Origin of the sequence: Saccharomonospora xinjiangensis XJ-54 (assembly GCF_000258175.1) — a bacterium.
In the GTDB taxonomy this organism is placed as follows: Bacteria; Actinomycetota; Actinomycetes; order Mycobacteriales; family Pseudonocardiaceae; genus Saccharomonospora; species Saccharomonospora xinjiangensis.
Genome location: NZ_JH636049.1, coordinates 878,660 through 890,810, shown reverse-complemented (window position 1 = coordinate 890,810; position 12,151 = coordinate 878,660). Strand labels below are relative to the sequence as shown.

The window sequence follows — 12,151 nt, the reverse complement described above, 5'->3', positions numbered from 1 at the left end:
ATCGGGGGTCCGTGCCGGTTCGTCCGGCCCTCCGGTGACATGCAAGGCAAGGATTTCCGTCTCGGTGACCTCACCAGGGCGGTACACAACAGAGAACGGCTCCTGTGCGGCCGCGTGATGAACGCGCCCGGGGGCGGAGGAGATGTATGTCGAACGCGGAGACACCCGCCGAGAACGCTGGCGGGACTGCCGCCACACCCACCGCGCGTGCGCTGGCCGAACTCCCGGACAAGACCCGGGTTCACGTGCTGGCCAAGGTGCTGGGTACCAGCAGCCGTGAGGTGCTCGCCACATTGGCGCAGCTCGGCCACACCGCGCGAAGCCCGCAGTCGGGCGTCGCGAAGGACGTCGCCGTGCGGGTGGCGGAGGCACTCGGGGCGACCGCGCAACCGGGGGCCACCACGGAAACCGAAGGGCACGCCGAGGAGCCCGGGGCGAAGGCAGCGGTACCGGCGGCCGAAGGCAGCGCGGACAGCACCGGCGGAACAGACAGCACCGGCGGCGTGGCGGACACCGAAGCGCCGGTGAGGACGCGGGACAGCGAGCGACCATCGCCGGGGATCGGGACGGAAGCCGGTACCGGAACCGCAGGTGAGCCGGTGCGAGCCGATGTGAAGGAGAGGGAGGCGCAGCAGGGCGGCGAGGCTGCTGCTGTGCCGGGCGGCATGGAGCCGGAGCGGGAGGCCCCGCGCCGGGCGGCCACGGTGCCCCCGCCGACGGCGCCGTTCGCCGCGGCGACGCCGCAGGCGCTCACCCCACCCGCACTCACGCCACCCGTGCGGGCGCAGGAGCCCACACCGCCGCACACCCCGATCTTCGCGGCGCCCTCGCCGCTGTTCCTCCCGCCCGATCCGGTCACGGTGGCAGCAGCCCCTGTCACCCCGGCGCAGCAGGACACCGGTGAGGCCGCGGAGAGCGAGACCGAGCACGACCAGGACCGGACAGCCGACGGTGACGGCGACGGCGATGGCGAGGGCGGCAGCCGACGGCGCCGTCGGCGGGGTCGCCGAGGCCGGGGCAGGGGCAAGGGCGGTGATGACGCGGGCACGGGTGACGAACAGCAGCATTCGCCGGAGTCCGAGCAGCCGGACGAGGACACGACCCCCGACGAAGAGCCGCAGGCCAAGCAGGAGAACGGCGCAGGGGAACACAAGGAACAGGCGGAGACGGAAACGGCCAGCAGGCGCCGCCGCCGACGTCGCCGCCGCAAGAGCGGTGACGACGACCACGCCGAAGCCGCTGCCTCGGACGACCCGCCGAACACGGTCGTGCACGTCAGGGAGTCCAAGCCCGCCGAGGAGAAGGAGGGCAAGGCGGAGGACGGCGTCCGCAGCGTGCGGGGCTCGACACGGCTGGAGGCCAAGCGCCAGCGCCGCCGCGACGGCAGGGAAGCAGGTCGCAGGCGCGCCCCGATCCTGTCGGAGTCGGAGTTCCTCGCGAGGCGTGAGTCGGTCGAGCGCACCATGGTGGTGGCCGAACGCGGCGACTCGACCCAGATCGGTGTCCTCGAGGACGGCGTGCTCGTCGAGCACTTCGTCACCTCGGCAGGCACAGGCTCGATCGTCGGCAACGTCTACCTCGGCAGGGTGCAGAACGTGCTGCCCTCCATGGAGGCGGCGTTCATCGACATCGGGCGTGGACGCAACGCCGTGCTGTACGCCGGTGAGGTCGATTGGGACGCGGCCGGCCTCGAAGGCAAGGCCCGCAAGATCGAGCAGGCGCTGTCCAGCGGCGACCACGTGCTCGTGCAGGTGACCAAGGACCCCGTCGGTCACAAGGGCGCGCGTCTGACCACGCAGATCTCCCTGCCTGGCAGGTTCCTCGTGTACGTGCCGTCCGGTGGTGCCACCGGCATCTCGCGGAAGCTCCCCGAGAACGAGCGACGCAGACTCAAGGACATCCTCAAGCGGATCGTCCCCACCGACGCCGGTGTGATCATCCGGACGGCTTCCGAGGGCGTCACCGAGGCCGAGCTCGCCAGGGACGTCCGCAGGCTGGAGGCGCAGTGGCAGGTCATCAAGGAGAAGGCCGACGCGGCGAACGGTAAGAAGGGCAGCGCCCCCGTTCTGCTGTACGAGGAGCCGGACCTGCTGGTGAAGGTGGTCCGTGACCTGTTCACCGAGGACTTCAGCAAGCTGGAGATCCAGGGCAGCACGGCGTGGGAGACCATCCGCTCCTACGTCGAGCACGTCGCGCCGGACCTGCTCGACCGCGTCAAGCGGTACGTGGGTACCGGGGACGTGTTCGCTGACTACCGGATCGACGAACAGCTCATGAAGGCGCTCGACCGCAAGGTGTGGCTGCCGTCCGGCGGCTACCTGGTGATCGACCGCACCGAGGCGATGACGGTGATCGATGTCAACACGGGCAAGTTCACCGGCTCCGGTGGAAACCTCGAAGAGACGGTCACCAGGAACAACCTGGAGTCGGCTGAGGAGATCGTGCGGCAGCTCCGCCTGAGGGACATCGGCGGCATCATCGTGATCGACTTCATCGACATGGTGCTGGAGTCGAACCGTGAGCTGGTGCTGCGCAGGCTCACCGAGTGCCTTGGGCGCGACCGCACGCGCCATCAGGTCGCGGAGGTGACGTCGCTGGGACTGGTGCAGATGACGCGCAAGCGCGTCGGCACGGGCCTGCTGGAGGCGTTCTCCACCACCTGCGAGCACTGCAAGGGCCGTGGCGTGATCGTTTCGACGGAACCGCAGCGCGGCAACGGGCACGGTGGGGGCGGCGCGAACCACGGTCATCACGGAGCACACCAGGGTGGCCAGCACACGTCCCGCCGTTCGCGCAAGGCGGCGAAGGCCGCCGAGCAGGAGGCCGCGAAGAGCGCCGAGCAGGCTCCGCAGGTTCCCACCCCGGAACAGCGTGAGTCGGTGGTGTCCGCGGTGCAGGCCGTGGCCAATGCCTCCAAGGTCGTCGCCACGAAATCCGCCGAGGCTCCGCAGGAACAGAAGGCCACGGAGCCCCGGACTCCCCGGGAGCCGGACGAGAGTCGCGCGGAGTCCCGGGAAACCGGCGCAGGCAGGCCCGAGGCCACGCGCGAGCCCGTCGAACACCGTAACGGCGCCGTGCCTCCCGCGCCGGAGCGCGCGGAGCCCGCGAAGGAGAAGCCGGCGGAACACGCTCGGCCCGCAACACGAGACGAGGAACCGGTGATCCCCGCTCCCGCGCAGAGGGTGGCGCGGCGGCCGCGCCGCGCCGCGAGCCGTCCCGCAGGGCCACCGGTGCCCGCCAGGGACAACGGCTGAGGAACCCGTCGCGGCGCACCGGATCCCACGCGACCCCGGTGCGCCGCTGCCGGAGAGCACTCAGTACCCTGTAAGACGGCCCGCGACCTGGCGGGTCGTCGTAGCCCCAATTTAGTAGTCGAGTAATCAGGAGACTTCCGTGTCGGCGTATGCAGTCGTCAAGACCGGCGGCAAGCAGTACAAGGTCGCCGTCGGCGATGTCGTCGAGGTCGAGAAGCTCGACGGCGAGCCGGGCACCGAGCACACCCTTCCCGCCGTGATGGTGGTTGACGACGGCAAGGTCACGACGGACGCCGACGCGCTGGCGAAGGTCTCGGTGACGGGCAAGATCGTCGAGCAGACCAAGGGCCCGAAGATCCGCATCCACAAGTTCAAGAACAAGACCGGCTACCACAAGCGCCAGGGTCACCGGCAGCAGCTGACCCGCCTTGAGGTCACCGGCATCAACAAGTGAGGAACCTGACCAGCCATGGCACACAAGAAGGGCGCGTCCAGCTCTCGCAACGGCCGTGACTCCAACCCGAAGTACCTCGGTGTCAAGCGGTTTGGCGGTCAGGTCGTGAAGGCGGGCGAGATCATCGTCCGTCAGCGCGGCACCAAGTTCCACCCCGGCGTGAACGTCGGCCGTGGAGGAGACGACACTCTGTTCGCTCTTGCTCCGGGCTCGGTGGAGTTCGGCACGAAGCGTGGCCGCAAGACGGTCAACATCGTGCCGGTCGAGGCCTGACCGGCCCGGCCAGCGCACGCTACTCGAAACGAGGGACGGGCCCGGAACACCTCCGGCCCCGTCCCTCGTTTTGCTGTCACAGGTGTTATTTGCCCAGGAAGGCGGCCCCAATGGCATCCCGATTCGTGGATCGCGCGGTGATTCATGTCGCCGCGGGCGACGGCGGGAACGGCTGCGCGTCGGTGCACCGTGAGAAGTTCAAGCCACTCGGCGGGCCCGACGGCGGCAACGGCGGCCACGGTGGTGATGTGGTGCTCGTCGTCGATTCCGGGGTGCACACGCTGCTGGACTTCCACTTCCGCCCGCACGCGCGAGGCGGCAACGGCAAGCAGGGCCAGGGTGGTCACCGCAGCGGTGCCGCGGGTGAGACGCTGGAACTGCGGGTTCCCGACGGCACCGTCGTGCTCACCGAGGACGGCGAGGTACTGGCAGATCTCATCGGTGAGGGAACCCGGTTCGTGGCCGCGCAGGGCGGTCGCGGTGGGCTCGGCAATGCCGCGCTCGCGTCGAAGGCCCGCAAGGCCCCCGGGTTCGCGTTGCTGGGGGAACCCGGTGAGCAGCGAGACCTCGTCCTCGAACTGCGGTCGGTGGCCGACGTCGGCCTGCTCGGCTTCCCCTCGGCAGGGAAGTCGTCGCTGATCTCCGTGCTGTCGGCGGCCAAACCGAAGATCGCGGACTATCCGTTCACGACGCTGGTGCCGAACCTGGGCGTCGTGACGGCAGGTGACGTGGTGTTCACGATGGCCGACGTGCCGGGGCTCATTCCCGGCGCCAGCCAGGGCAAGGGACTCGGCCTCGACTTCCTGCGTCACATCGAACGGTGCGCCGTGCTCGTGCACGTGGTGGACTGCGCCACCTATGAGCCGGGCCGCGATCCGGTGTCCGACGTCGATGCTCTGGAGGAGGAGCTGTCCCGGTACACCCCCGCGCTCGGGGGTGATCTGGCCACCCGCCCGCGAATCGTGGTGCTCAACAAGATCGATGTGCCGGACGCCGCCGAGCTGGCCGAACTGGTGAGGCCGGAGTTCGAGGCGCGCGGCCTGCGGGTCTTCGAGATCTCCACCGTCGCGCACAAGGGCCTCAGCGAGCTTACCTACGCTCTCGGCGAGATCGTTGAGTCCTATCGCGCGTCGCAGCCAGCGCCGACACCGACGAAGGTCGTGGTGACCCCGAAGGCCGTGGACGACGGCGGGTTCACGGTCGAACCCGATCCGGAGGAGGAGGGCGGGTTCATCGTGCGGGGCGCCAAACCCGAGCGGTGGATCCGGCAGACGAACTTCGCCAACGACGAGGCCGTGGGCTATCTCGCCGACCGGCTGAACCGTCTCGGTGTGGAGGATCGATTGGCGCGGCTCGGTGCCGAGCCGGGATGCCCGGTCACCATCGCAGGGGTCACGTTCGACTGGGAACCCTCGACCCCGGGTGTGGTGAGCACGCTGACCGGACGCGGCACCGATCCTCGGCTCGAACGGTCCGACAGGGTGACCGCTGCCGAGCGGAAGGAAGCTCGCAGGCTGCGTCGGGAGGGGACCCCCGACGACGTCGCGGACGACTCCGGGGACCCGGGGACGGGTGAGCCTGCCGAGGGCGCCGATGAGTGAGGTGCGGGCCGCCATCGCCCGTGCCGGGCGTCTTGTCGTGAAGGTCGGCTCGTCGGCGCTGACCACGGCGGGAAGCGGGCTCGACGTCGCACGGCTGGACGCGCTCGTCGATGCCATCGCCCAGCGGGTGGAGCGCGGGACGCAGATCGTGCTGGTGTCCTCGGGCGCCATCGGTGCGGGGCTGGCGCCGTTGTCGCTGAGTGCGCGCCCGAAGGACCTCGCGACACAGCAGGCCGCCGCGAGCGTCGGGCAGCTCGCCCTCGCTCATGCCTACGCCGAGTCGTTCGGCCGGTACTCGCTCACCGTGGGGCAGGTGCTGCTGACCTCCGACGACGTGGTGAGGCGAGCGCATTACCGCAACGCCCAGCGCACGTTCTCCCGGCTGTTGGCGCTTGGCGCGGTGCCGGTGGTGAACGAGAACGACACCGTCGCCACCGAGGAGATCCGGTTCGGCGACAACGACAGGCTCGCCTCGCTCGTCGCTCACCTGATCGGCGCCGACGGTCTCGTCCTGCTGTCCGATGTGGACGCTCTGTACGACGGTGATCCCCGGGCTGGAGGAACGCGCAAGATAGCCGAGGTGACGTCGGAATCCGATTTGGAGGGCCTCGCCGTCGGCCGGTCCAGCTCAGGGCTGGGAACGGGCGGCATGATGTCCAAGGTCGCCGCCGCACGAACGGCCGCGGCTGCCGGGATTCCGGTGCTGATCGCCGCGGCCGAGCAGGCGCGTTCGGCGCTGGGGGAAGCCGGGGTCGGCACGGCGTTCACGCACGCGCCGGCCCGGATGTCCGCGCGCCGGTTCTGGCTCGGGTACGCGGCGGGTTCGCGCGGAAGGCTCCTGCTGGACGACGGTGCCGTCACGGCCGTGGTGCGACACCGCCGCTCGCTGCTGGCGGCGGGCATCGTCGGGGTGGACGGGGACTTCCAGGCCGGTGACGTCGTGGACCTGGTGAACCAGGAGCAGGTCGTCGTGGCACGCGGCGTCGTGGCCTTCGACGTCACCGAGCTACCTGAGCTCATCGGCCGCTCCTCCCACGAACTCCCGCCGGAGCAACGCCGCGAGGTCGTCCACGCCGATGACCTGGTGCCCGTGCGTCGTCGCCGCTGACGCCCATCCACCGTGTCCGCACCCTGTGCACGGGTGCCTGCACTTCCCGTACGGGTGTCCGCAGTCGATGTCCACGTCTTCGCACTTCCTGTACGCGTGCTCGGCGCGAACGAAAACCGGATCACGGGCCGGCACGGGGCCTGCTACGCTCGCGCTGTGTCCAGCCCCGAGGCATCCAGACCCGAGCCACCGGTCGCTCCGGTGGCTTCGCGTGCCGACTGAACCTCGCCTGCCTCTCGCGCTCGCGGGGAAATGACGTCGCACCGTCGCTCGTGGCGACCGGCTTCGGCTTCCGCCCTTTCGTGGTGATGCCCCGGCGTGCGAGTGTTTCCCTGCGAAGTCCGTAGTGGACGGATCCACGCCGACTGTCACCACGCTTTCCGTGACGTCGTCTGGAGTCGTCGTGCCACACGTGTTGTACCTGCTCGGGCTGGCTGTGTTCGCCCAGGGCACCTCCGAATTCATGCTGTCGGGCCTCGTGGCGGGAATCGCCACCGATCTCGACGTGTCAGTGGCCACCGCTGGCCTGCTCACGTCCGCCTTCGCCGTCGGAATGATCGTCGGCGCACCGGCCATGGCCACACTCAGTCTCCGCTGGTCGCGCCGCAAAGCCCTACTGGGTTTTCTCGGTACTTTCCTGGTCGTGCACGTCGTCGGGGCACTGAGCACCGACTTCGCCGTCCTGGTGGCCACGCGGGTGGTCGGCGCGCTCGCGAACGCCGGTTTCCTCGCCGTCGCGCTGGCATCCGCGGCGGCCATGGTGACGCCGGAGTCCAGGGCGAGGGCCACCTCCATCCTGCTGTCGGGGACCACTCTCGCGTGCGTCGTCGGAGTACCTGCCGGTGCGGTGCTCGGTCAGCTGTGGGGATGGAGAGCGGCGTTCTGGGCGGTGGCGGCCCTGTCCGCGCCCGCGCTCGTGGCGATCACGCGAACCGTGCCGGACGGTGGCGGTGCGGAAGCGAAGCCGAGCGCACGATCCGAATGGTCCGTACTTCGTGACCCGAAGCTGCTGCTGACGTTGCTGGCAGGCGCTCTTGTCAACGGGGCCACGTTCGCCTCGTTCACGTTCCTGGGGCCGATCGCGACGGAGGCCCTCGATCTTCCCACGATGTGGGTGCCGGTGGTGCTGGCGCTGTTCGGGCTGGGCGCGTTCGCCGGAGTCACGGCGGCAGGCCGTACGGCCGACGCGTGGCCGGGGCGCGTGCTCGTCGGTGGCGGTGCCGCACTCGTCGCCGGCTGGGTGTTCCTTGCCTTCCCCGCCACGACGATGTCGTCACCGGTGCCCGCGCTGACGGCGGTGTTCCTCCAGGGCGCCCTCTCGTTCGCGGTGGGCGCGACGCTGATCGCGCGTGCGCTGGCCGTGGCCGAAAGGGCGCCGACGGTAGGCAGTGGCCTGGCGACGGCCGCGTTCAACGTCGGCGCGGCGGTGGGGCCGTGGCTTGGAGGCATCGGCCTCGCGGGCGGTTCCGCAGTACGGGCTCCGTTGTTCGTGAGCACACTGCTCGCCCTCGCCGGTGTGGCGCTCGCCGCGTGGACCCTTCACCGCACCCGCTCAGCGCAGATGGGTGCCGCTGGTCTCGGGCAGGCGCCAGACGACCAGGAACGTGACGACCGCCGCCGTGGCGACGTAGCCGAAGAACGCCGTGGAAAGGCCGGCCGCCGACAGCGCCGTGATCAGTAACGGCGCGGTGCCGCCGAATACCGCGACGGTCAGGTTGTACCAGGCGCCGATGCCCAGTCCGCGCAGAGACGTGGGGAACAACTCGCTCATGACGGCGGGCGCGATGGAGGTCATCGCGGTGTAGAGACCGAGCCCGACGCAGAACACGAGGAGGAGGTTGAGAAGCCCCGGCTGCACGAAGGACGACAGCGGCACCACCAGAACCGCTGTGGCCGCAGACCACACCAGCAGTTGCGGTCTGCGGCCGACCCGGTCGGACAGCGCGCCCATGGGGTACTGCAATGCCACGAACAACGCCGTCGCGATGGACAGTGCCAGGAACACGTCCACATCGTCCGCACCCCGCGCGTTGACGGCGAAGGGCGTGAGCGCACTGAAGAAGGTGTAGTAGCACAGTGTGGACAGCATCGTGAACCCGACGAGCTGTCCCACAGCCTTCGGGTGCTGCCGCAGTGTGGTCAGCAGCGGCCGGTGAACGCGCCGTGCGGCGGAGGCGTTGCTGCGGAACTGTTCGGTCTCGTCGAGGGTGCGGCGCAACCAGAGGGCGACGAGCCCGAGCACACCACCGAGCAGGAAAGGCAGCCTCCACCCCCACGACTCCAGCTGGGAGGTGGTCAGCGAACGGGCGAGGAGGAAGCCGAGAACGGAGGCGATGAGCACGGCGGTCCCGGTGGAGATGTAGAAGAACGAGGAGTACCGGCCACGTCGCTCCGGGGGTGCCACCTCGGCGAGGTAGGCGGACGCGTTGGACACCTCGCCGCCGAGTGAGAGCCCCTGCGCGATACGGGCGAGCAGCAACAGCAGCGGCGCGCCCCACCCGATCTGGTCGTAGCTCGGCAGCACACCGATCATCACCGAACCACCTGCCATGAGCGTGATCGTGAAGATCATCGCTGGTTTGCGCCCACGTAGATCGGCGAATCGGCCGATGATCATCCCGCCGAGCGGGCGGAAGAAGAACGCGAGTGCGTACGTGGCGAAGGTGTTGATCTGCGCGAGATCGCCGGGGAAGAAGGCGCTCGCGAAGTAGATGCTGAAGGTGGCGTAGATCGTCCAGTCGAACCACTCCAGCGCGTTGCCCGCACTGGCGGCGAACAGTGTCCTGATCGGCAGCCGGTGCCGCCCTGCGGACTCCCCGGTGATCTCCACACCCGTGCCGGTCATGTCGTCCCTCCCGGTGGTTCAGTCCACGCCCGGTGGTGAACTGTGCCACAGGAGTGAGCGCCGGGAAAGGCCCCGAGCGGCACGGTGGTTGCATTGCATGGACCGCCGGAACCGCCGGTGGCCCGGTGCAGCGTCTAAGGTGGGTTGCCATGTCCGCACGTCGGCTCGGGGTCATGGGTGGCACGTTCGATCCCGTCCACAACGGTCACCTCGTCGCCGCGAGCGAGGTGCAACACCGGTTCGGGCTCGACGAGGTCATCTTCGTCCCCACGGGACAGCCCTGGCAGAAGGCGGGCAGGGCGGTGTCGAAGGCTGAGGACCGCTACCTCATGACCGTCATCGCCACCGCGTCGAACCCGGTGTTCTCCGTCAGCAGGGTGGACATCGACAGGGGCGGCCAGACCTACACCGTGGACACGCTGCGTGACCTCCGCGCGGAGTACCCCGACGACGAGTTGTACTTCATCACCGGAGCCGACGCGCTCGAACAGATCCTGACCTGGCGCGACGCGGACGAACTGTTCGAGCTGGCTCACTTCATCGGTGTCACCCGCCCGGGCTACCAGTTGAACGGCCACCACCTGCCGGAGGGCAGGGTGAGCCTCGTCGAGGTCACCGCGATGGCCATCTCCTCCACCGCGTGTCGCGAGCGGGTGCGCAACGGCGAGCCCGTGTGGTACCTGATGCCCGACGGTGTGGTGCGCTACATCGACAAACGCAGGCTGTACACGCGGGATCAGGGCTGATATCGGGGCGCACCCGTTGTCCGGCTGCGGGTAGGCTTTTCCGGCATACGTTCTACTCAGTAAGGAGCACCGTGGCAGCGACGGCCGAAGCCCGAGACCTCGCGACCGCGGCCGCACGAGCGGCCTCGGACAAGAAGGCGACCGACGTGGTGTTGCTCGATGTCTCGGAGCGGCTCGTGATCACAGACGTCTTCGTGATCGCGTCCGCACCCAACGAGCGGCAGATCGGGGCCATCGTTGACAACATCGAGGAGAAGCTGCGCACCGCGGGGCACAAGCCGGTGCGCAGGGAAGGCGCCAGGGAGGGGCGCTGGGTGCTGCTCGACTACGTTGACGTCGTCGTGCACGTTCAGCACACCGAGGAGCGCGCGTTCTACGGTCTGGAACGGCTGTGGAAGGACTGCCCTCGCATCGAGGTGACAGGGCTGGGACCGCGGCCGGAGGACGACGAAGGTGCCGACGGTGACCAGGGGACGGACGCGCCGTGACACTCCGGCGGCTCGTGCTCTGGCGGCACGGTGAGACCGATTACAACGCGGCAGGACGGATGCAGGGGCAGCTCGACTCGGCACTGACCGAGGTCGGCTGGAAACAGGCGCGGTTCGCCGCGTCGGCGCTCGCCCGGTTCGAGCCCGGTCTCGTCATCGCATCCGACCTGCGCAGGGCCACCGATACCGCCACGGTGCTGACGGAGGCGTTCGATCTGCCGCTGCGGCTGGACAAGCGGCTGCGCGAGACCCATCTCGGCGAGTGGCAGGGTCTCACCGGCGCGGCCGTGGACGAGCGCGCGCCCGGCGAGCGCGACCGCTGGCGGCTCGACGCGACGTGGGCCCCGCCGGGTGGCGAGTCCCGCCTCGAGGTCGCCGAGCGGGCCCACGAGGTGGTCGCCGACCTGCTCAACAGCGACGAGAGAGCTGCCACCGTGCTGTTCGCCGCGCACGGCGGGTTGATCCTCGCGCTGACCGCGAAGTTGCTGCGGCTGCCCGTCGAGTTGTGGCCGTCGCTCGGGGGCATCGGCAACTGTCATTGGGTGGAGCTGGAGCACCAGGCCGGCACGTGGAGACTGCGCGCCTACAACGCGGGAATCACCGGGTGACGAAGCCGGGCTCACCACGGATTCTCGTGTTCGGTGACTCGCTGAGCTTCCACGGCCCCGAAGGTGGCTGCCCTGCAGATGATCCGAGGCTGTGGCCGAATGCCGCCGCGCGCGCCCTCGGGGGAAGCGCCGAACTCGTCGCGGGAGCGGGGTGGACCGCCCGCGACGCGTGGTGGTCGATGATCGGCGATCCCCGGGTGTGGGCGGAGTTGCACCGGACGGATGTCGTGGTGCTCGCGGTGGGCAGCATGGACACGCTGCCGTCACCGCTACCGACGTACCTGCGCACGGGTTTGCGCTATCTCCGGCCCGATCCGCTTCGGCGCATCGTGCGCGGGGCGTATCTCGCCGCGCAGCCCCTGCTGTCGGTCGCGTTGCGGGGACGGCCCTCCGCCCTGCCTCCGCGCCTGACCGCGCGCTACCTCGACACGGCCCTGTCCGCGCTGCGTGTGCTGCGTCCCTCGCTGCCCGTGGTGGCCTGGCTGCCGTCGGTGCATCGCGCGCGGTCGTACGGTCATGTGCAGACCGCGCGTCCGCGTACCGCCGCCGCCATCGCGGGCTGGGCCGAAGGCAAAGGCGTCCCTGTACTGGACGTGCCGGCCGTCGTGGCCTCTCATGTCTTCGGTGGGCACGGCAACCCAGACGGCATGCACTGGGGCTGGGAAGGGCACGCGGCGGTCGGCGCCGCGATGGCCGAGCTGATCCGGCCGCTGGTCACCCATGAGGGCGCCGTCGCTGCCGACGCCGACCGGTTCGGCCACGTAGGCTGACCGG

At 69.7% G+C, this 12,151-nt stretch carries 10 protein-coding genes and 1 pseudogene; 10 read left to right on the top strand and 1 reads right to left on the bottom strand.

Annotated features, from left to right (window positions below; genetic code table 11):
* Positions 1-146: 146 nt before the first annotated feature.
* From SACXIDRAFT_RS03455 to SACXIDRAFT_RS22205, 6 genes are all read left to right on the top strand, one after another.
* Positions 147-3,254 carry an Rne/Rng family ribonuclease gene (locus SACXIDRAFT_RS03455; RefSeq protein WP_006237085.1) on the top strand — a complete coding sequence of 1,036 codons (3,108 nt, stop codon included), beginning with the start codon at positions 147-149 and terminating at the stop codon, positions 3,252-3,254.
* Positions 3,255-3,393: 139 nt separating this feature from the next.
* On the top strand, positions 3,394-3,708 hold the full coding sequence (rplU, locus tag SACXIDRAFT_RS03450) for a 50S ribosomal protein L21 (RefSeq protein ID WP_006237084.1): 315 nt from the start codon (positions 3,394-3,396) through the stop codon (positions 3,706-3,708).
* Between the two features lie 15 nt (positions 3,709-3,723).
* Positions 3,724-3,981 carry a 50S ribosomal protein L27 gene (gene rpmA / locus SACXIDRAFT_RS03445; RefSeq protein ID WP_006237083.1) on the top strand — a complete coding sequence of 86 codons (258 nt, stop codon included), beginning with the start codon at positions 3,724-3,726 and terminating at the stop codon, positions 3,979-3,981.
* A gap of 110 nt (positions 3,982-4,091) precedes the next feature.
* On the top strand, positions 4,092-5,582 hold the full coding sequence (gene obgE / locus SACXIDRAFT_RS03440) for a GTPase ObgE (RefSeq protein ID WP_006237082.1): 1,491 nt from the start codon (positions 4,092-4,094) through the stop codon (positions 5,580-5,582).
* A complete protein-coding gene (gene proB / locus SACXIDRAFT_RS03435; protein WP_006237081.1) occupies positions 5,575-6,690 on the top strand; it encodes a glutamate 5-kinase in 1,116 nt (371 codons plus the stop codon). The genes obgE and proB overlap by 8 nt, the downstream gene beginning before the upstream one ends.
* A 403-nt stretch (positions 6,691-7,093) precedes the next feature.
* Entirely contained in the window at positions 7,094-8,371 is a 1,278-nt protein-coding gene (locus SACXIDRAFT_RS22205) for a Cmx/CmrA family chloramphenicol efflux MFS transporter (protein WP_006237079.1), read from the top strand.
* Here SACXIDRAFT_RS22205 and SACXIDRAFT_RS03425 read toward each other — a convergent pair.
* Positions 8,309-9,535, bottom strand: a pseudogene (locus SACXIDRAFT_RS03425) (MFS transporter); the annotation flags it as partial. The gene SACXIDRAFT_RS22205 and the pseudogene SACXIDRAFT_RS03425 overlap by 63 nt on opposite strands.
* 149 nt (positions 9,536-9,684) lie before the next feature.
* Between SACXIDRAFT_RS03425 and nadD the strand changes: the two are divergent.
* The 4 genes from nadD to octT all read left to right on the top strand — a co-directional run bounded on the left by nadD (position 9,685) and on the right by octT (position 12,147).
* Entirely contained in the window at positions 9,685-10,281 is a 597-nt protein-coding gene (nadD, locus tag SACXIDRAFT_RS03420; RefSeq protein WP_006237077.1) for a nicotinate-nucleotide adenylyltransferase, read from the top strand.
* Positions 10,282-10,352: 71 nt separating this feature from the next.
* Complete coding sequence (gene rsfS, locus SACXIDRAFT_RS03415) at positions 10,353-10,769, top strand: ribosome silencing factor (RefSeq protein ID WP_006237076.1); 417 nt, start codon at positions 10,353-10,355, stop codon at positions 10,767-10,769.
* A complete protein-coding gene (locus SACXIDRAFT_RS03410; protein WP_006237075.1) occupies positions 10,766-11,377 on the top strand; it encodes a histidine phosphatase family protein in 612 nt (203 codons plus the stop codon). The genes rsfS and SACXIDRAFT_RS03410 overlap by 4 nt, the downstream gene beginning before the upstream one ends.
* Positions 11,374-12,147, top strand: a complete 774-nt coding sequence (gene octT, locus SACXIDRAFT_RS03405; protein ID WP_006237074.1) for a diglucosylglycerate octanoyltransferase — start codon at positions 11,374-11,376, stop codon at positions 12,145-12,147. The genes SACXIDRAFT_RS03410 and octT overlap by 4 nt, the downstream gene beginning before the upstream one ends.
* Positions 12,148-12,151 lie beyond the last annotated feature (4 nt).